This window comes from Kitasatospora sp. NPDC059160, assembly GCF_042755465.1.
Classification (GTDB): domain Bacteria; phylum Actinomycetota; class Actinomycetes; order Streptomycetales; family Streptomycetaceae; genus Kitasatospora.
The window spans coordinates 13695-33643 of the sequence record NZ_JBHZCN010000086.1 but is presented as its reverse complement, the minus strand read 5'-3'; the positions used below and the strand labels follow the sequence as shown (position 1 = coordinate 33643).

General features: G+C 72.2%; 16 protein-coding genes. 5 read left to right on the top strand and 11 right to left on the bottom strand.

The window, feature by feature from the left end; translation table 11 throughout:
* Nucleotides 1-8 precede the first annotated feature (8 nt).
* The 3 genes from ACFXOZ_RS30785 to ACFXOZ_RS30775 all read right to left on the bottom strand — a co-directional run bounded on the left by ACFXOZ_RS30785 (nucleotide 9) and on the right by ACFXOZ_RS30775 (nucleotide 3989).
* Nucleotides 9-731, bottom strand: coding sequence for an ABC transporter permease (locus tag ACFXOZ_RS30785; protein WP_380593412.1), 723 nt, complete (start codon nucleotides 729-731; stop codon nucleotides 9-11).
* Entirely contained in the window at nucleotides 728-1690 is a 963-nt protein-coding gene (locus ACFXOZ_RS30780) for an ABC transporter ATP-binding protein (RefSeq protein WP_375884744.1), read from the bottom strand. Before ACFXOZ_RS30780 ends, ACFXOZ_RS30785 begins: the two co-directional genes overlap by 4 nt.
* A 145-nt stretch (nucleotides 1691-1835) precedes the next feature.
* Nucleotides 1836-3989, bottom strand: a complete 2154-nt coding sequence (locus tag ACFXOZ_RS30775; RefSeq protein ID WP_380593411.1) for a prolyl oligopeptidase family serine peptidase — start codon at nucleotides 3987-3989, stop codon at nucleotides 1836-1838.
* Nucleotides 3990-4304: 315 nt separating this feature from the next.
* On the opposite strand from ACFXOZ_RS30775, the gene ACFXOZ_RS30770 reads away from it, so the two are divergent.
* The 5 genes from ACFXOZ_RS30770 to ACFXOZ_RS30750 all read left to right on the top strand — a co-directional run bounded on the left by ACFXOZ_RS30770 (nucleotide 4305) and on the right by ACFXOZ_RS30750 (nucleotide 10625).
* Nucleotides 4305-4499, top strand: coding sequence for a DUF2304 family protein (locus ACFXOZ_RS30770; protein ID WP_030062563.1), 195 nt, complete (start codon nucleotides 4305-4307; stop codon nucleotides 4497-4499).
* A gap of 30 nt (nucleotides 4500-4529) precedes the next feature.
* Nucleotides 4530-5480 carry an N-acetyl-1-D-myo-inositol-2-amino-2-deoxy-alpha-D-glucopyranoside deacetylase gene (gene mshB / locus ACFXOZ_RS30765; protein ID WP_380593410.1) on the top strand — a complete coding sequence of 317 codons (951 nt, stop codon included), beginning with the start codon at nucleotides 4530-4532 and terminating at the stop codon, nucleotides 5478-5480.
* Nucleotides 5477-5935: a DUF6113 family protein gene (locus ACFXOZ_RS30760; RefSeq protein WP_380593409.1), complete on the top strand. Its 459-nt coding sequence runs from the start codon at nucleotides 5477-5479 to the stop codon at nucleotides 5933-5935. The genes mshB and ACFXOZ_RS30760 overlap by 4 nt, the downstream gene beginning before the upstream one ends.
* Before the next feature lie 239 nt (nucleotides 5936-6174).
* Nucleotides 6175-8703 carry a peptidoglycan binding domain-containing protein gene (locus tag ACFXOZ_RS30755; RefSeq protein ID WP_380593408.1) on the top strand — a complete coding sequence of 843 codons (2529 nt, stop codon included), beginning with the start codon at nucleotides 6175-6177 and terminating at the stop codon, nucleotides 8701-8703.
* A gap of 200 nt (nucleotides 8704-8903) precedes the next feature.
* Entirely contained in the window at nucleotides 8904-10625 is a 1722-nt protein-coding gene (locus ACFXOZ_RS30750; RefSeq protein ID WP_380593407.1) for an ABC transporter family substrate-binding protein, read from the top strand.
* A gap of 20 nt (nucleotides 10626-10645) precedes the next feature.
* Here the strand turns inward: ACFXOZ_RS30750 and ACFXOZ_RS30745 are convergent, their stop codons facing one another.
* From ACFXOZ_RS30745 to ACFXOZ_RS30710, 8 genes are all read right to left on the bottom strand, one after another.
* Nucleotides 10646-11695, bottom strand: a complete 1050-nt coding sequence (locus ACFXOZ_RS30745; RefSeq protein WP_375884728.1) for an ABC transporter ATP-binding protein — start codon at nucleotides 11693-11695, stop codon at nucleotides 10646-10648.
* Nucleotides 11696-11854: 159 nt separating this feature from the next.
* Nucleotides 11855-12976 carry an ABC transporter ATP-binding protein gene (locus tag ACFXOZ_RS30740; protein ID WP_375884724.1) on the bottom strand — a complete coding sequence of 374 codons (1122 nt, stop codon included), beginning with the start codon at nucleotides 12974-12976 and terminating at the stop codon, nucleotides 11855-11857.
* The gene (locus tag ACFXOZ_RS30735; protein WP_380593406.1) at nucleotides 12966-14018 is read right to left on the bottom strand and encodes an ABC transporter ATP-binding protein; all 1053 of its coding nucleotides are present in this window, start codon (nucleotides 14016-14018) and stop codon (nucleotides 12966-12968) included. The genes ACFXOZ_RS30740 and ACFXOZ_RS30735 overlap by 11 nt, the downstream gene beginning before the upstream one ends.
* 16 nt (nucleotides 14019-14034) lie before the next feature.
* Nucleotides 14035-14949, bottom strand: coding sequence for an ABC transporter permease (locus ACFXOZ_RS30730; protein ID WP_375884880.1), 915 nt, complete (start codon nucleotides 14947-14949; stop codon nucleotides 14035-14037).
* A gap of 76 nt (nucleotides 14950-15025) precedes the next feature.
* Nucleotides 15026-15952, bottom strand: a complete 927-nt coding sequence (locus ACFXOZ_RS30725; protein WP_375884720.1) for an ABC transporter permease — start codon at nucleotides 15950-15952, stop codon at nucleotides 15026-15028.
* 100 nt (nucleotides 15953-16052) lie between these two features.
* Nucleotides 16053-17678, bottom strand: a complete 1626-nt coding sequence (locus ACFXOZ_RS30720) for an ABC transporter substrate-binding protein (protein ID WP_380593405.1) — start codon at nucleotides 17676-17678, stop codon at nucleotides 16053-16055.
* A 198-nt stretch (nucleotides 17679-17876) separates the two neighbouring features.
* Entirely contained in the window at nucleotides 17877-18893 is a 1017-nt protein-coding gene (locus ACFXOZ_RS30715) for an ABC transporter ATP-binding protein (RefSeq protein ID WP_375884716.1), read from the bottom strand.
* Entirely contained in the window at nucleotides 18886-19935 is a 1050-nt protein-coding gene (locus ACFXOZ_RS30710; RefSeq protein WP_375884713.1) for an ABC transporter ATP-binding protein, read from the bottom strand. Before ACFXOZ_RS30710 ends, ACFXOZ_RS30715 begins: the two co-directional genes overlap by 8 nt.
* Nucleotides 19936-19949 lie beyond the last annotated feature (14 nt).

The window sequence follows — 19949 nt, the reverse complement described above, 5'->3', positions numbered from 1 at the left end:
GGTGGCCATCATGCCCGGCGGGCGTCACGCCGGTACAGCACCGCTGCGCCGGCCACGAACACCGCGAAGAAGGCGGCCAGTCCGGCGACCGCGGCCAGGTCCAGGGAGTGCCCGGGCTGGGTGAAGGTGGCCAGCTTGTTGTACAGGAACACCGGGTTGAAGCGGGCGAGGCCCTCCAGCGAGCCGCTCACCGGGAACCAGGTGCCGCCGAGCAGCGCCATCGCCATGTAGGTGATCATCACGATCGGCTGCACCGCGTCCGGTGCCGCCGCGTAGCCCAGCGCCACCCCCAGCGCGGCGAAGACGAAGCTGCCCAGCCAGAGCGCGGCCGCCAGCCCGATCCACTGCGGCGCGCTCAGCTGGACGCCCTGGACGGCCCCGACCGCGAAGACCACCAGGATCGCCGGCAGCGTGGTCACCGCGGTCGCCGTGATCTTGCCGACGGTGTACGCCCGGCCGGGCAGCGCGGTCAGCCGCAGCTGGCGCGTCCAGCCGCTCTTGCGCTCCAGCGAGATCCGCTGCGCGTTGCCGGTGAGCACCGCGCCGACCGCGCCGAAGGTGGCCATCGAGACCATGAAGTAGGTCTTCACGGGCAGGCCGCCGGCCTGGTTGCCGGAGCCGTAGGCGTTGACGAAGAAGACGTACATCAGCGCCGGGTAGAGCACCGTGAAGAACAGGTAGCGCCGGTTGCGGAGGGTCCGCAGGATCTCCAGCTTGATCAGGGTGGTCATCGCACGCTCTCCTTCTCGGCGTCGGCCCGGCGGTCCAGCTCGCCCGTGATGGTCAGGAAGGCCTGCTCCAGGCCGACCCCGGCGACCTCCAGGCCGCGGGGGTACAGGCCCGCCCGGTAGATCCCGGCGACGCCGGCGTCGGCGTCCGCGGTCCGGATCCGCACCGTCCGCACCCCCGGGACGCGGGCGGTGACGTCCAGCGCCTGCACGCCCGGCAGGGAGCGCAGCACGGCCTCGTCGAAGCGGACGTCCGCGGGGAGGTCGGCGTCGTGGAGCTCGAAGGCGATCCGGCGGGCCCCGGCGCGCGCCTTGATCTCGGCGGAGCTGCCGTCGGCGATCAGCCGGCCCCGGTGCAGCACCAGGACGCGGTCGGCGATCGAGTCGGCCTCCTCCAGGTAGTGGGTGGCGAACAGCACCGTGCGCCCGGCGTCGGCCTGCGCGCGCATGCTCGCCCAGAACGCCTGCCGGACGCTGACGTCCATGCCGGTGGTGGGCTCGTCCAGCACGATCAGGTCGCTGTCGCCGGCGATCGCCAGGGCGAAGCGGACCCGCTGCTCCTGGCCGCCGGACAGCTTGTCGACCCGGCGTTCGGCGATCTCCTCGATCCCGGCGTCGGCCAGCACCTCCGTGACCGGCCGGCCGCGCGGGTGCACCTTGCAGGCGAGCTCGACGATCTCGCGGACCTTGACGTCGGTCATCAGCCCGCCGCTCTGCAGCATCGCGCCGACCCGGCCGTCCGCGATCGCCGCCCGCGGGGTGGCGCCGAACAGCGTGACGCTGCCCTGGTCGGGTTCGCGCAGGCCGAGCAGCAGGTCCAGGCTGGTGGACTTCCCGGCGCCGTTCGGGCCGAGCAGGGCGACGGTCTCGCCCGGCCGCAGCACGAGGTCCAGGCCGTCCACGGCGCGCACCCGCCCGTAGCTCTTGCCGACGCCGCGGAAGGCGGCCACCTCGGTAACCATCGCCCGGCTCCTCTCCCTGGTGGGGTCCGGTGCGGAGCTGTCCGCACCACCCCAGGGTCCCGCCGGGGCCGGGGCCGGCGGCAGTGTCGGCCGTCGTGCCTTCGGTATGACGGATGTCATGCCGAAGGCACGACGGCCCGGGCGGCTACAGGCCCAGCGAGCGCTTCACGAAGTCGACCTGGAGCAGCAGCAGGTTCTCCGCGACCTCCTCCTGCGGGGTCATGTGGGTGACGCCCGACAGCGGCAGCACGGTGTGCGGGCGCCCGGCGGCCAGCAGCGCCGAGGAGAGCCGCAGGGTGTGGGCGGCCACCACGTTGTCGTCGGCCAGGCCGTGGATGATCATCAGCGGGCGTTCCAGCCCGGCCGCGTACCCGTTCAGCGAGTTCGCCGCGTACACCTCGGGCAGCTCGGCCGGGTGGCCCAGGTAGCGCTCGGTGTAGTGGGTGTCGTACAGCTCCCAGTCGGTCACCGGGGCCCCGGCCACCGCCGCGTGGAACACGTCGGGGCGGCGCAGCACGGCGAGCGCGGCGAGGTAGCCGCCGTACGACCAGCCGCGGATCGCGACCCGGTCGAGGTCCAGCGGGAACTCGTCGGCCAGCGCCCGCAGCGCCTCCACCTGGTCGTCCAGGGTGGCCCCGGCGAAGTCGAAGGCGATGGACTTCTCCCAGGCCGGGCCGCGCCCGGGGGTGCCGCGGCCGTCGGCGACGACCACCGCGAAGCCCTGGTCGGCGAACCACTGCGAGTTGAGGTGCGGGTTGTGCGCCTGGACGACGCGCTGGCCGTGCGGGCCGCCGTACGGGTCCATCAGGACGGGCAGCAGGCCGTCGCGCTCGCGGTCGTAGCCGGTGGGCAGGAACACGGCGGCCGGGATGCGGCGCTCGCCCGCGAAGCGGAAGACCGGGCGGGCGGTGATGGCCGGGGTCTCGGCGTACGAGGCGACGGTGGCGACGTCGTCGACCACCACGCCCTCCGGCAGGTCGCGGGCGACCTGCACCAGCGTGCCGGGCAGGTCGGGCTCGGCGGTGGCCCGGACGGTGATCCCGCCGGCGTGCACCGCGCTGGTGACGGAGGTGAACGGGCGGCCGTTGGCGGACTCCCAGGCCAGCTCCTTGCCGTCGTGGCTGATCCGGCCGACGGCGATCCAGCCGGGCTCGGGGTCGCTCTCCTCGGCGCCGCCGGAGGCGCTGAAGAACACCTCCCGCGCGGTGACCGCGACCACCGACCGCACGTGCAGGTCGGCCCCGGTGACGGCCTGGTCGCCGACCACCAGCGCCCGCACCCCGCCCTGGTCGGAGATCCGGACCAGCTTGCCGTCCGGGGTCCAGGCCGGCACGCCCGGGAAGGCCTCCAGCCAGACCTCGTCGTGCTCCTCGAACAGCACCTCGGTGGCGCCGGTGGTCACGTCCAGACCGAGGACCCGCTGGGCGCGCTGGTCCCGGGACTGGACGAGCAGCAGCGGCACGCCGCCCTCGGACCAGTGCACCCGGGCCAGGTACGGGAACGCCGCGTGGTCCCAGGAGACCTCGGTGCGTCCGCCGTGCAGGTCGAGCACCCAGAGCCCGACCTCGGCGTTGGCGGTGCCGGCCGCCGGGTAGGCGACCTCGGCGGGCTCGCGGTCCGGGTTGGCCGGGTCGGCGATCCACCAGCGGCGCACCGGGCTGTCGTCGGCGCGCTCGGCCAGCAGCCGCTCGCCGTCCGGGGACCACCAGAAGCCGCGGGTGCGGTCGATCTCCTCCTGGGCGATGAACTCGGCCTGGCCCCAGGTGACGTTCGGGCCGTCCGGCTCGGCGAGCGCCCGGTCGCCGCCGCCGTCGGTGCGGGTCAGCCGCAGTTCGCCGGCGGTGTTGGCGTAGGCGACGTGGGCGCCGTCCGGGGAGAGCCGCGGGTCCAGCAGCGGGCCCACGGCGGGCAGTTCGGCGGTGGTGCCGGCGGCCAGGTCGGCGGTGAACAGCCGGCCGGAGAGCGCGAAGGCGGCCCGGTCGCCGGCGGCGTCCAGGGCGTAGCCGACGATGCCGGCCGAGCTCTCCCGGCTGCGTTCGCGGCGCGCCTTCTCGGCCGGCGAGAGGTCCTCCTCGCCGCCGCCGAGCAGCACCGCCGGGTCGGCGGCGATCCGCTCCTCGCCGGTGGCGGTGTCGAGGGTCCAGAGCAGGTTGGCCCGGTCGCCGCCCGAGCGCGAGCGCAGGAAGACGACCCGCGAGCCGTCGGGTACGACGGAGAAGGAGCGGGGGGCGCCGACGGTGTAGCGCAGGGTCCGCGCGTACTGCCGGGGGAAGGTGTCCGCAGGAGTGTGGGAGGTCATGGCACCAGACCCTACGACGGGCGACTGCCACGGCCGGGTGACTGACGATCACTCGTTCGGAGCATCACCCCCGAGTACGCCTCGGAGGGCCCCGCACCCCCTCCGACCGGCCCGTGCGCCCCACGAGTGCCTCCTTGCCCCGGCGCGCGCGGACTCACTGAATGTAATGCTCCCCTTACCCATCGGGTATGACTGGTCAGGCGAGTGATCGTCGGGCCCCGTCCCGGGCCCGCCGGCCACCCGGCCCCGATTCCCGTACGGTCCCACCGCCGCCCTCCCCCGGGGGCCGGCGCCCGAGAAGGGGTGTGAGCCCACATGGCCATGAACATCTCCGCAGCCGTGCTGATGCTCGTCATCGTGGTGGTGCTGATCCGCCGCTCCGGCCTCAAGCTGGCGCACGCGATCGTCTGCGCACTGCTCGGCTTCTACCTGGCGTCCAGCTCGATCGCACCGTCGATCAGCCAGGTCACCAGCAACCTCGCCGGGATGATCAACGGCCTCAAGCTCTGACCCCGCAGCGCGGTCGTTAGGCTTCCTCCCATGACCGCGACTACCGGCCGCAGCCTCCTCCTGGTGCACGCCCACCCCGACGACGAGTCGATCGGCAACGGCGCCACCATGGCCAGGTACGCCGCCGAGGGCGCCCGGGTGACGCTGGTGACCTGCACCCTCGGCGAGGGCGGCGAGGTGATCCCGCCCGCGCTGGCCCACCTGACGGCCGATCGGGACGACACCCTCGGCGCCCACCGGATCGGCGAGCTGACCGCGGCGATGCGCGCGCTCGGCGTCACGGACTTCCGCTTCCTCGGCGGGCCGGGGCGCTACCGCGACTCCGGGATGATGGGCGTGCCCGAGAACGACGTCCCCGGCTGCTTCTGGCGGGCCGACGTCGACGAGGCGGCGGGCCACCTGGTCGCGGTGATCCGCGAGGTGCGGCCGCAGGTGCTGGTCACGTACGACGAGAACGGCGGCTACGGGCACCCGGACCACATCCAGGCGCACCGGGTCGCGATGCGCGCGTACGAGCTGGCCGCCGACCCGGCGCACGCCCCGGAGGCGGGCGCTCCCTGGCGGATCGCCAAGGTGTACTGGAACCGGATGCCCCGCTCGGTGCTGGACGCCGGCCTCGCCGCCACCGCGGCCGAGGCGCGCTTCCCGGGCGTCGCGCTCCCCGGCGACGTCCCCGGGGTGGTGGCCGACGAGGTGGTCACCACCGTGCTGGACGGCACCGGCTACGCCGCCCCCAAGACCGCCGCACTGACCGCGCACGCCACCCAGATCACCGTGGCCGGCGACTCCTTCGCGCTCTCCAACCACCTCGGCCAGCCCCTGTTCGCCACCGAGTACTACCAGTTGGTACGCGGCCAGGCCGGGCCGGAGCGGCCCGAGCACGACCTCTTCGCGGGCCTCGGCGCCGACGCCACGGGCCCGGGAACCGACCCGACAGGCCCGGGAACCGACCCGGCCCCGAGCGAGGGGAACGCCCGATGACCGCGCCCGCCGCCAAGCCGAGGACCCGATCGGTCGCGGCCACCGTGCTCGGCACCCGCGAGGAGCGGCTGGCCGAGCCCCAACCCCCGCGCGCCGCCCGGATCGCGGCGTATGTCCTGTTCTTCCTGCTGGGCATCGCGGTGTCGGTGTGCGGATCCTTTGTGCAGGCCCTGTGGCCGCCCGTGGGAGTTCTGCTGGCGCTCGCCGCCACCGCCGCGACCTTCTACGCCGGCCTGCGGGTCACCGGCACCAAGCTGGGCGCCGGGATGCCCGCCGGCGGCTGGTTCCTGGCGATGCTGCTGCTGATGGTGCCCCGGCCGGAGGGCGACAACGTGCTCTGGTCCAATGCCACATCGCTGGCCTGGCTGTTCGTCGGCTCGATCCTGGGCGTGATCTGCGCCACCCTGCCCACCCGCACCAGCTGGTTCCCCGGCGTCCCCAACCCCAAGCGCTGAACCCGGCGGGCGGCCGCGTACGGTAGCGCACACAACGCGCAGTCAGGACCACTCCGCCGTACTCTCATACCGGAGGAACCGGACGTATCAGGATCTGTCCGAAGCCGTTCACCGCTCAGTTCTTCCCAGTATGGTGGTCCCGCAGTACGTCGTACCCGACCGCCGTTTGCCCCAGGCCCGGCGACCACGAACCGCGGTCGCGCCGCACGGCCCGCCCGCGAACCCGGAGCAGAGCAGCATTGAGCAGCCGCGAATCTGACAACGCCAACCCGACGCCCCGGCGCACGGGTCCGGACGCCTACCCGTCGGGCACGCCGCCCTACGGCACCCCGGCGGGCCCCGGCGGTGACCGGGCCGACACCGGGTCGGGCGGCGAGGACGACGGTCCGAAGACCGAGACGACCCTGACCACCAGGGTCCGGATCAACATCCCCGGCTCGCGCCCGATCCCGCCGGTCGTCGTCCGCAGCACCGTCAAGAACGAGACCGCCCGGGGCGACGACGGCCCGGCCGACCCGTTCGCGCCGGGCACCGAGCCGGGCGGCCCGCGACACCGCTCCGCACCCGCCTCGCCCGTCCTCGGCGTGATGGAGGGCGGCTCCGGCTCCGCCACCCCGCCCAACCTGCCGCCGGAGTGGCAGATCCCGCCGATCCCGCCGGCGACCTCGGAGTCCGAGTCCACCGGCGCGTGGTTCCGGCCGCGGCAGAAGAAGGCGCCGGCCGCCGAACCCGCCCCGGCCGCCGTGCCGGTCGGCGCCCCGAGCGTCCCGAGCACGCCGGAGGCCCCGGCCGTGCCCGGCCCCGGCGCCGAGGCCCGGCCGCAGTCCGCCCCGAACGGCGCCCGCCCGGCTCCGGACGCCGGCGCCGCCCGGCCGAACGGCCGCCCGCTGCCCACCCGGGGCCAGGCCCCGCACCAGGGCGCCGCCCCGGCCGCCCCCGCCTCGCCCTACGGCGCCGGGGGCCCGGCCGAGGAGCCCGGGGTGTACGAGAGCGCCGACCCGTTCGCACCGGTCGCCGATCCGTTCGCCCCGACCGGCCCGACCGGCCCCGCCGCCGGCGCGCGCGGCCGCGGCGACCAGCGCGGCCCGCGCGGCAGCCGTCCGCAGCAGCCGTCGCCGCACCAGCAGGGCGGCCCCCAGCAGGGCGGGCTGCCCCAGGGCGGCCTCCAGCAGGGCGGCGCCCCGCAGGGCGGGTTCCCACCGAGCGGGCTGCCGCAGAACGGCTTCCCGCAGGCCGAGCCCGGCCCGGAGGACACCTCGGTGGACGGCTTCGCGCCGATCCGCGAGCACGGCGCGCCCCCGGCCGCCATACCCGGCCTGCCCCGGAACGGCACCGCCCCGAACGGCGCTGTCCCGAACGGCACCGCCCCGAACGGCACCGCGCCGCACGGCGGCCCGGACGGCTTCGACGGCCGTCCGCAGCCGGGCCTGTTCGCCTCCGCCCCGACCGGTGCCGACCCGTTCGCCACCCAGCGCCCGGCCGCCCCCGGCCAGGACCCCTTCGCCACCCCGGCGGGCCCCGGCGGGCTCTTCCCCGGCGCGCCCCAGCCCGGCTCCCAGCCGGCCCCGCAGCCCGCCCCCGGCGGGCCCCGGCGGGCCGGTCGTGACCCGGAGGCCACCGAGGTCACCCCGCTGCCCGCCCCCGGCCCCCAGGGCGCGGCGGACGGTCCCGGCGCCCAGGTCGACGCCGCCCCGTTCCTCCCCGGCGCCGTCCCCGGGCCGGCTCCCACGTCCGGCCCGGCACCCGCCAAGACCGAGCCGGCCGCCCCGGCCAACGGCAAGGGCAAGGGCAAGGGCAAGGCGAAGGCCAAGCGCGGCGGCCCGAAGAAGCTGGTCAAGCTCGGCGTCTACGCCGTCGGCGGGGTGTTCTTCCTCGGCGCCGCCGCCTACGGCACCGGCCTGATGCTCAACCAGTCCGACATCCCCAAGGGCACCGTGGTGCTCGGCACGGACATCGGCGGCAACGGCCGTGACCAGGCGATCCACGCGCTGGACGCCTCGGTCGGCAAGGCCGGACAGCAGCCGCTCAAGCTCAAGATCGGCGACCAGAGCGTCGACCTGGACCCGACGGTCGCCGGCCTGAGCTTCGACACCACGGCCACCGTGGACGGCCTCGCCGCGCACAGCTACAACCCGGTCACCGTGATCACGTCGATCCAGGGCGGCACCAAGGCCGTCGCCCCGGAGGTCCGGGTCGACCGCGCCAAGCTCAAGGCCGCGCTGGACTCGCTGGCGGTCGGCTCGGGCCAGGGCCTGCAGGAGGGCTACGTCAAGTTCGCCGACAACGGCGACCCGGTCGTCGTCCCCGGCAAGGCCGGCCAGGCGGTGGACACCAACGCCGCGCTGGACGTGATCGAGCAGGCCTACCGCGACCGCGCCGCCGGCAAGCCGGACCAGCCGATCGCGCTGGCCGTCACGGCCGCCCAGCCCAAGGTCTCCACCCAGGCCCTCCAGGCCGCCGCGGACAGCCTCGGCAAGCAGGTCACCAGCGGGAAGATCCACATCGTGGCCGGTGCCAAGACCTGGGACTTCGGCCCGAAGACCGCGGCCAAGGCGCTCACCCTGGCCCCGGACGCCTCCGGCAAGATCGCGCCCAAGTGGGACCTCGACGCGCTGGGCTCCCTGCTCAACGGCGCGTTCGACAAGGTGAAGGCCAAGAAGAACGGCCAGACCGCCGCGATCACCACCCAGGACGTCGCGGACGCCGTCACCTCGCTGTTCGACAAGACCGGTGACAAGGAACGCACCTTCAAGTTCACCGTTGCCTGACGTCTGACGCCTGACGCCTGACGCCCGGACGCCGGACGGCACCCACCGTCCGACGGCACCGGCCGACGAGCCGGGCACGAACGAGGGGCGGGGCCGCCGCACCGCACGGTCGCGGCCGTCCCGCCCCTCGACAACTCCCCCTCCCGTCAGCAAGATGTGACGCCACACCATCCGTCACAGTCACCCCGGGAGCCACGCCGATGGGCCGCCGCAGCCTCCAGCACCACCGGACGGCACTGCTCGCCGGCCTCACCGTCCTGACGCTCTCCCTCGCGCTCTGCTCCTGCTCCGCGGGGTCGGACGGCGCCGTCGCGGACGCCCCGGTCGCCGCCACCGGGGTGCCCAAGCTGACCTCGGTCGACATCAACGCCCACGACCGCGCCCGGCTGCGCCAGGGCGGCACCCTGAACCTGGCGATCTCCCAGTTCTCCCACCAGTGGTCGCCGATCCACACCGACGGCACCGAGTCCTCGACCGTCGCGGTCGGCAAGCCGCTGCTGCCGACCTTCTTCCGCTCCGACGCGGCGGGCACCCAGACCGTCAACCCGGCCTACCTCCAGGAGGCCCACGCCGAGCTCAGGGACGGCCACCAGGTGGTCACCTGGACGCTCAACCCGAAGGCCCACTGGTCCGACGGCACCCCGATCACCTGGCGCGACATCGAGGCCAACTGGCGCGCCATGAACGGCAAGGACCCGGCGTACCGGCCCTCCAGCACCTCCGGCTTCGAGCTGGTCAGCTCGGTCGAGCGGGGCAAGGACGACTTCCAGGCCGTGATGACCTTCGACCGGCCGTTCTCCGAGTGGCAGTCGATGTTCAACGGCGCCGCCAACGCGCCGCTGCTGCCCGCGAGCAAGGTGTCCACCCCGGAGTCGTTCAACTCGGCCTACCTGGACGCCATCCCGCTCACCGCCGGCCCCTTCAAGGTCGAGCGGCTGGACCCGTCGGCGCAGACCGTCACCCTGGTCGCCGACCCGACCTGGTGGGGCGACAAGCCGGTGCTGGACCGGATCGTCTTCCACGCCATGCTGCCCGACGCGATGCGCACCGCCTTCGCCAAGGGCGAGATCGACCTCCTCAACAACGGTCCGGACCTGGCCGGCTACCAGGTCATCAGGAACACCAAGGGGGCGGCCGTGCGCCGGGCCGGCGGGCCGGACTTCCGCCAGCTCACCCTGAACGCCCGCAACCCCGTGCTCGCCGACGCGACCGTCCGCCAGGCCGTCCTCCAGGCGATCAACCGGGACGCCCTGATCCGCACCGACCTCAACGGCCTGGACTGGCCCGCCGTCCCGCTCAACAACCACCTGCTGGTCGCCAACCAGAACGGCTACCGCGACAACTCCCTGGGGCTGTCGCGCTTCGACCCGGCCGAGGCCGCCCGCAAGCTGGACGCGGCGGGCTGGAAGCTCGACGGCGAGGTGCGGAAGAAGGACGGCCACGAGCTGAACCTGCGGATGGTCGTCCCCGCCGGGGTGGCCGTGGCCCAGAACGAGACGGCCTCGGTGTCGAGGATGCTCAAGGACGTCGGCATCAAGGTCACCCCGGTGACCGCCGCCCCCAACGAGTTCTTCGACAAGTACGTCAACCGCAACGACTTCGACATCGCCGTCTACGCGCTGCTCGGCACCCCGTTCCCGGCCAGCGGCAGCCGCGCGAGCTACGCCCAGAACAGCTCCACCAACCGGGCCGGCGCCGGCAGTTCCGCGGTGGACGCCGCACTCGACCGGGCCGCCGGCGCCACCGACGCCAGCACCGCCTCCGAGGCGATCAACCAGGCCGACGGCGAGCTCTGGAAGGTGGCCGGCGTCCTGCCGCTCTACCAGCGCCCGCAGCTGTACGGCGCCCGCGCCGACCTCGCCAACATCGGCGCCCAGGGCCTGTCCGACATCGTCTGGGAGAACGTCGGCTTCACCAAGTAGCGTCCCGGCGCCGGCCGGTCTCAGCCGTGCAGGGTCTCCCGCCAGTAGTGGCAGGCGCTGCGGCGGCCGGGCAGCTCGGCCCCCTCCGCGTCCGCCACCGGTACCAGCGGCGGGAGTTCGGTCAGGCAGCGGTCCTGCACCCGGTCGCAGCGGGGGTTGAACGCGCAGCCCTCCGGGATGCGCAGCAGGCTGGGCGGCAGGCCCTTGATGGCGTGCAGGTCCTGGCCCTTCTGGTCCAGCCGGGGGATGGAGTCCAGCAGTCCCCGGGTGTACGGGTGCGCGGGCCGGGCGTACAGCTGGTGCACGGGGGCGGTCTCGACGATCCGGCCCGCGTACATCACGGCGATCTTGTCCGCGACGTCGGCGACCACGCCGAGGTCGTGGGTGATCAGGATCAGGCCCATGTTGAACTCGGCCTGCAACTCGGCCAGCAGGTCCATCACCTGGGCCTGGACGGTGACGTCCAGGGCGGTGGTGGGCTCGTCGGCGATGATCAGGTCCGGCTCCAGGGACAGCGCCATCGCGATCATGATGCGCTGGCGCATGCCGCCGGAGAACTGGTGCGGGTAGTCGCCGACCCGCTGCTTGGCCGCCGGGATGCGCACCCGGTCCATCAGCTCGACGGCCTTCACCTTCGCCTCGGCGCGCGACAGCCCCTGGTGCACCCGGAACATCTCGCCCAGCTGGTAGCCCACGCTGAGCACCGGGTTGAGCGCGGACAGCGCGTCCTGGAAGATCATCGCGATCTGCCGGCCCCGGACGGTCCGCCGGAGCCGGGGGCTCATGGTCAGCAGGTCGTCACCCCGGAACAGGATCCGGCCCGAGGTGATCCGGCCGGGCGGCACGTCCAGGATGCCCATGATCGCCTGCGCCGTCACCGACTTCCCGGAACCGGACTCGCCCAGCACCGCCAGCGTCTCCCCCGCCGCCACCGAGTAGCTCACCCCGTTGACGGCCCTGGCGACGCCGTCCTGGGTGTGGAACTCGATGTGCAGGTCCTCGACCTCCAGCAACGGCGTCCCGGGCACCAGGTTCTCCCGTCCGCCGCCGACCACCTCGACCGCATCCATCCGGGCAGGCCTCCTCAGCGCAGCAGCGACCATCGACAGCCAGGCGCAGTGCAACTATCAAGGAACGGCGTGCACTTGGGGAGTGCGCGGCAGATCTCGGTTCCATCACGGCGAAGGGCGCGCCCCCGGTACGAGGACGCGCCCTTCGGTGGCAGGGGGTCAGGGGGTGCCCGGCCCGCTCCCGTTCTGCGCCGTGTCCTGCCCGCTCCCGCGCTCCGCGGCGAAGTGACACGCCGAGTCGTGCACCGCGGCGCCGTTCAGCCAGCCCGGCGCGGCCAGCAGCGGCACCTCCACCGAGCACCGCTCCTGCGCCTTCCAGCAGCGGGTGCGGAACCGGCACCCCGAGGGCGGGTTGGCCGGCGAGGGCACGTCCCCGGTGAGCACGATCCGGTCCCGGCTCTCGCGCGCCGTCGGGTCCGGCACCGGCACCGCCGACAGCAGCGCCTGGGTGTACGGGTGGGTCGCGTGGTCGTAGATCTCCAGGTCGCTGCCGAGCTCGACCATCTTCCCCAGGTACATCACCCCCACCCGGTCGGAGATGTGCCGGACGATGGAGAGGTCGTGGGCGATGAACATGTACGAGAGGTTGAACTCGCCCTGCAGCTGCTCCAGCAGGTTGATCACCTGCGCCTGCACGGACACGTCCAGCGCGGAGACCGGCTCGTCGCAGATGATGATCTCCGGCTTGAGCGCCAACCCCCGTGCGATGCCGATCCGCTGGCGCTGGCCGCCGGAGAACTGGTGCGGGTACCGGTTGATGTACTCCGGGTTGAGCCCGACCACGTCCAGCAGGTCCTGGACGGCCTTGCGGCGGTCGCCCTTGGGCGCCACCTCGGGGTGGATCTCGAACGGCTCACCGATGATGTCGCCGACCGTCATCCGCGGGTTCAGCGAGGTGTACGGGTCCTGGAACACCATCTGGATGTTGCGCCGGACGGCCTTCAACCCGGCCCCGGAGAGCCGGGAGATCTCCTCGCCCTTGTAGCGGACGGACCCTCCGGTGGCCGGCTCCAGGTTCATCAGCACCTTGGCCAGCGTGGACTTGCCGCAGCCGGACTCGCCGACGATGCCGAGCGTCTCGCCCTGCATCAGGTCGAAGCTGACCCCGTCCACCGCCTTGACCGCGCCGACCTGCTTCCTGAACAGCACGCCCTTGGTCAGCGGGAAGTGCTTGACCAGGTCCCGGACCTCCAGGATCGGCTCGCCGCGCGGCACCGGCTGCTCGAAGGCGACCTCCTCCGGCACCGCCACGCCCATCGCGCTGGCCCCGTTAACGGCCATGGAGGGTCTCCTTCCAGAAGAAGCAGGCGCTGCCGCGACCCTCCAGCGGGGTGCCGTCCTCCTCGGTGACCGGGAACAGCTCCGGCACCTCGGCCCGGCAGACGTCCTGCGCCCGCGGGCAGCGGGGGTTGAAGGCGCAGCCCGGGGGGATCCGCAGCAGGTTGGGCGGCAGGCCCTTGATGGCGTAGAGCTCGTGGCCCTTCTGGTCCAGCCGGGGGATGGAGTCCAGCAGGCCGCGGGTGTACGGGTGCGCGGGCCGGGCGTACAGCTCGTGCACGGGCGCCGTCTCGACGATCCGGCCCGCGTACATCACGGCGATCTTGTCCGCGACGTCGGCGACCACGCCCAGGTCGTGGGTGATCAGGATGAGCCCCATGTGGAACTCGGCCTGGAGCTCCGCCAGCAGGTCCATCACCTGGGCCTGCACCGTGACGTCCAGCGCGGTGGTGGGCTCGTCGGCGATGATCAGGTCCGGCTCCAGCGCCAGCGCCATGGCGATCATGATGCGCTGGCGCATGCCGCCGGAGAACTGGTGCGGGTAGTCGCCGACCCGCTGCTTGGCCGCCGGGATGCGCACCCGCTCCATCAGCTCGACGGCCTTCACCTTCGCCTCGGCCCGGGAGACGCCCTGGTGCGCCCGGAACATCTCGCCGAGCTGGTAGCCCACGCTGAGCACCGGGTTGAGGGCGGACAGCGCGTCCTGGAAGATCATCGCGATCTTCCGGCCGCGGATCCTGCGCCGCTCCTCCTTGCCCATCGTCAACATGTCCTGGCCGCGGAAGCGGATCTCCCCGCGCGGGATCCGGGCCGGCGGCATGTCCAGGATGCCCATGATCGCCTGGGCGGTCACCGACTTCCCGGAGCCGGACTCGCCCAGCACCGCCAGCGTCTCCCCGGCCCGGACGCTGTAGTTGACCCCGTTGACGGCCTTGGCGACGCCGTCCCGGGTGACGAACTCGACGTGCAGGTCCCGCACGTCGAGCAGCGGCCCCTCGTAGGGCGTCTGCCGTTCCTGCCCGGTGGCGTCCACAGCTGTACTCACGATGCGCTCCCCTCGCTCAGCGAAGCTTCGGGTCGAGGGCGTCGCGCACCGCGTCGCCCAGCATGATGAAGGCCAGCACGGTGACGGAGAGCGCCGCGGCCGGGAAGAACAGCACGTACGGCGCCGTGCGGATCACCTTCTGGGCGGAGGAGATGTCGATGCCCCAGGAGATGGTCGGGTCCTGGAGGCCGATGCCGAGGAAGCTCAGCGTGGCCTCGGCCGCGATGTAGCCGCCGAGCGCGATGGTGGCGACCACGATCACCGGGGCGATCGCGTTCGGCAGGATGTGCCGGAACATCAGCCGCCCCGTCCCGGCGCCGAGCGCCCGGCCGGCCACCACGTAGTCGGCCTGTTTGACGGTCAGCACCGCGCCGCGCATGACGCGGGCGATCTGGGTCCAGCCGAGCACGCCGAGGGCGATGACCACGCTCCAGACCGTGCGGGTGGCGAAGGCGTTCAGCAGCACCAGGGCGCCGAGCAGCAGCGGGATGCCGAAGAAGATGTCGATGATCCGGGAGATCACCGCGTCCACGGCGCCGCCGAAGTACCCGGCGACCATGCCGGTCAGCCCGCCGAGCACGGTGACCGCGGCGGTCACGAAGATGCCGACGGTGATCGAGGCGCGGGCGCCGTAGATGACCCGGGCGAAGATGGAGCGGCCCTGGGCGTCGTAGCCGAACCAGCCGGTGCCGAAGACGTCGCCCCAGGCGGGCCGGCGCAGGTAGTCGTTCACCAGGTCGGCCTTGCGCGGGTCGGCGTCGGTGAAGGCGTACGGGAAGACCGCCATCACCACCAGCAGCAGGATCAGCACCGCGGAGATCAGGAAGATCGGCCGCCGGCGCAGGTCCCGCCAGGCGTCGCCCCAGAGGCTGCGGGCTTCCTCCCGCTTCTCCACGTCGGGTTCGACCAGGGTCTCCTGCTCGACCGCCATGCCCTGCTCGCCCGCGTAGTCCAGGCGTGCGACGCCGGGCTTGGGGTGCGGCTTGGGCGAGTCCTCGTCGTGGATGTCAGGCATAGCGGATCCTCGGGTCCAGGACCGCGTAGAGCAGGTCGACGAGCAGGCTGGCGACCAGGTAGACGATCACCAGGACGGTCACGATGCCGACCACGGTGGGCCCTTCCTTCGTGTTGATCGCCCGGTACAGGACGTTGCCGATGCCCTGCACGTTGAAGATGCCCTCGGTGACGATCGCGCCGCCCATCAGGGCGCCCAGGTCGGTGCCGAGGAAGGTGACCACCGGGATCAGCGAGTTGCGCAGCAGGTGGCGCAGGATGATGGTGCGCCGGGGCAGGCCCTTGGCGACGGCGGTGCGCATGTAGTCGGCCCGCAGGTTCTCGCCGATCGAGGTCCGGGTCAGCCGGGCCACGTAGGCGAGCGAGAGCGAGCCCAGCACCACGGCGGGCAGGACGAGTTGGGAGAGGTCGTAGCTGTCCTGCACGGTCGGGGTGACCCAGCCCAGATTGGTGGCGAAGATCGTCTGCGCGATGTACGCCAGCACGAAGACCGGGATCGAGATCACCACCAGGGTCAGCACCAGCACCAGGGTGTCCGCGATGCTGCCGCGCCACAGTCCGGAAACCAGGCCGAGGGCGAGGCCGAGGACCAGCTCGAACACGAAGGCCAGCAGCGCGAGCCGGATGGTGACCGGGAAGGCCCCGGCCATGATGTCGGAGACCGGGCGGCCGGTGAAGCTGGTGCCGAAGTCGCCCTGGAACAGGTTCGCCATGTAGTGCAGGTACTGCTTCCAGACCGGTTGGTCGAGGAAGTACTTGTGCTTGATGCTGGCCACCACGGCCGGGTCGGCCGCCTTCTCCCCGAACAGCGCCGTCACCGGGTCTCCGGGCAGCGTGTAGACCATCAGGAAGATCAGCAGCGTGGTGCCGAAGAACACCGGGATCATCTGCAGCACCCGCCGCAGCACGTAACTGCCCATCCGAGCCTCCTTCCAGGGCGTGACCCGGCCGGGGGCGACCGGCCGGGAGGACCGGGCCCCGCCCTCCGTGCGGGGAGGGCGGGGCCGCGTGGGGGGCGGGTCAGCCCTTGACCTCGACCTGGGTCCAGGCCGGGTTGCCGAAGGAGTCGAACTTCACGTTCTGCACCTTGTTCGAGTAGCCCGAGTTGGTGCGGTAGTACCAGAGCGGGATGGCCGGCATGCCGCTCGGCAGCACCGCCTCGGCCTGCTGGTAGCCGGTCACCGTGTCGGCGACGCTGGCGGCCTCGTCGGCCTTGGTGGCGGCGTCGTCGAACTGCGGGTTGCTGTAGCCGAAGTCGTTGGAGGCCGCGCCGGTGCGGTAGACGTCGGAGAGGAAGTTGGCGTTCAGCGGGTAGTCCTGCACCCAGCCGGTGCGGAAGGCTCCGTTGAGCTGGTGGGCGGTGATCGCCGCGCGGGCGGTCTTGAAGTCGGGCTTCGGGTCGCCCAGGCAGTCCACGCCGGTGCTCTGCCGGATCGAGTTGCAGACGGCGTCGACCCACTCCTTGTGGCCGCCGTCCGCGTTGTAGGTGATCAGCAGCTTGTTGCCGGGGACACCGCCGCCCTCCTGGATCAGCTGCTTGGCCTTGGCCGCGTCGAACTTGCAGAAGTCGCCGCAGGCGCCGTCCTTGTAGCCCTCGACGCCCTCGGCGACCCAGGCGGTGGCGGGCTTGCGGGAGCCCTGGAGCACCGTCTTGGTGATGATGTCCCGGTCGATCGCCATCGACAGGCCCTGGCGCACCTTCGCCTTGTCCGGCGAGGACCAGTCGGCCTGGTACAGCGTGAAGCCGATGTTCTGGATCGCGCCCTGCGGGGCGTCGATGGCCCGGTCGCCGAGGTCGTTCTTGTAGTTCGCCAGCGCCGACGGCGGCACCTGGTCCATCACGTCGAGGTTGCTGGACTGGAGGTCCGCGTAGGCGGCCTCGGACGTGGTGTACATCTTGAAGACGATGCCGCCGTTCTTCGGCTTGTCCACGCCCTGGTAGTCCGGGAAGGTCTTGGTGACCACCTCGGTGTTGTGCGACCAGCTGACGAACTGGTACGGGCCGTTGCCCACCGGCTTCTGCCCGTACCCGGCCGGGTCCTTGAAGAAGGCGTCCGGCAGCGGCGAGAAGGCGATGTAGCCGAGCTTGTACTCGAAGTACGAGACCTTGTGGCTGAGCTTGACGGTGAAGTGCAGGTCGTCGGTGACGCTCAGGCCGGACATCTTGTCCGTGGTCGCCTTGCCGCTGGCCGGGTGGACGTCCTGGTAGCCCTCGATGTCGGAGAACCAGGAGCTGTTGATCTGGGCGTTGGCCGGGTTGGCGCCCCAGTTCCAGGCGTCCACGAAGTTCTTGGCGTGCACCGGGGTGCCGTCGTGGAACTTCCAGCCGTCCTTCAGGGTGATGGTGAAGGTCTGCGAGTCACTGGTGTCGATCTTGTCCGCGACCTGCATCCGGATCTTGGCGTTGCTGGGGTCGTAGTCGACCAGCCCCTTGAACAGGTTCTGGATGATGCGACCGCCGCCCACCTCGTTGGCGTTGGCGGGCTGCAGTGGGTTCTGCGGCTCATTGCTCTGGTAGCTGAACGTCTTGCCGGCGTCCGACGAGCCGTTGCCACCGCCTCCCCCGCTGCTGCCGCACCCGGTGGCCACCAGGACCACGGACGTCGCAGCGGCGAGGACCAGGCGAGCACGGGCGGCTACGGGCATGGAGGTCCCTCCTCAAGGGGTGTGTGTCGCATCACACCCCATGAGAAGCGCGCCCCGGCGACGGCGCGAGCCGGGTGCACCCGGACGGGTGCCGTGACCCCCCTGCCGAGTTGACGCGGCGCCGGGTCCTCCCGGCGCCCGGAACGCCGGAAGGGCCCGCGGCCGGAGCCGCGGACCCTTCCTGGTGCGTACGGGACGTCAGGCCGCGGCCGACTCCCGGACCTCGGCGAAGTGGCAGGCCGACTCGTGGGCGGCCGGGCCCTCCAGCGTGGTCGGGATCGCCAGCAGCGGGATCTCCTCGGCGCAGCGCTCCTCCGCCTTCCAGCAGCGGGTGCGGAAGCGGCAGCCGGACGGCGGGTTGGCCGGCGAGGGGATGTCCCCGGTGAGGATGATCCGCTCGCGGGACTCGCGCGCCGTCGGGTCCGGCACCGGCACGGCCGACAGCAGCGCCTGGGTGTACGGGTGGGTGGCGTTCTCGTAGATCTGCTCGTCGGAGCCGATCTCGACCATCTTGCCCAGGTACATCACGCCGACGCGGTCGGAGATGTGCCGGACGATGGAGAGGTCGTGCGCGATGAACATGTACGACAGGCCGAACTCGCCCTGCAGCTGCTCCAGCAGGTTGATCACCTGCGCCTGGACGGACACGTCCAGGGCCGAGACCGGCTCGTCGCAGATGATGATCTCCGGCTTGAGCGCGAGGCCGCGGGCGATGCCGATGCGCTGGCGCTGGCCGCCGGAGAACTGGTGCGGGTACCGGTTGATGTACTCCGGGTTCAGACCCACGACGTCCAGCAGGTCCTGGACGGCCTTGCGGCGGTCGCCCTTGGGCGCCACCTCGGGGTGGATCTCGAACGGCTCACCGATGATGTCGCCGACCGTCATGCGCGGGTTCAGCGAGGTGTACGGGTCCTGGAACACCATCTGGATGTTGCGTCGGACGGCCTTGAGGGCCGCGCCGCTCAGGGTGGAGATGTCCTCGCCCTTGAACAGCACCTGACCGGAGGTGGCCCGCTCCAGGTTCATCAGCACCTTGGCCAGCGTGGACTTGCCACAGCCGGACTCGCCGACGATGCCGAGCGTCTCGCCCTTCTTGAGCTCGAAGCTGATGCCGTCGACGGCCTTGACCGCGCCGACCTGCTTCTTGAACAGGACGCCCTGGGTCAGCGGGTAGTGCTTGACCAGGTCCTTGACCTCCAGGATGTTCTCAGCCATGGAGGGTCTCCTTCCAGAGGTGGCACGCGCTGCGGCGGCCGGTGATCTCCGTGCCGTCCTCGTCGGTCACGTGGTGCAGCAGCGGGACCTCCGTGCGGCACAGGTCGGTGGCGACGTCGCAGCGGGGGTTGAACGCGCAGCCGGCCGGAACCTTGAGCAGGTTCGGGGGCAGGCCCTTGATCGCGTACAGCTCCTGGCCCTTCTGGTCCAGGCGCGGGATCGAGCGCAGCAGGCCCTTGGTGTACGGGTGCGCGGGGTTCGCGTACAGCTCGTGCACCGGGGCGGTCTCGACGATCCGGCCCGCGTACATCACGGCGATCTTGTCCGCGACGTCGGCGACCACGCCGAGGTCGTGGGTGATCAGGATCAGGCCCATGTTGTACTCGGCCTGGAGCTCCGCCAGCAGGTCCATCACCTGGGCCTGGACGGTGACGTCCAGCGCGGTGGTGGGCTCGTCGGCGATGATCAGGTCGGGCTGCATCGACAGCGCCATGGCGATCATGATGCGCTGGCGCATGCCGCCGGAGAACTGGTGCGGGTAGTCGTTCACCCGCTGCTTGGCGGCGGGGATGCGCACCCGGTCCATCAGCTCGATGGCCTTGGCCTTGGCCTCGGACTTGGAGGCGCCCTGGTGCACCCGGAACATCTCGCCGAGCTGGTAGCCCACGCTGAGCACGGGGTTGAGCGCCGAGAGCGCGTCCTGGAAGATCATCGCGATCTTCTGGCCGCGGATCTTGCGCCGCTCCTCGTTGCTCATCTTGAGCATGTCCCGGCCGCGGAACAGGATCTCGCCCTGGGTCACCTTGCCCGGGGGCATGTCCAGGATGCCCATGATGGTCTGGGCCGTCACGGACTTGCCGGAGCCGGACTCGCCGAGGACGGCGAGGGTCTCGCCGGCCGCGACGGAGTAGTTGACGCCGTTGACGGCCTTGGCGACGCCGTCCCGGGTGTGGAACTCCACGTGGAGGTCCTTGACCTCCAGGAGCGGGGTTCCGACTTCGAGACGATCGCTCTTCTGGTTGTTCTCGATCACGGTGGTCATCGGGTCGTCACCTC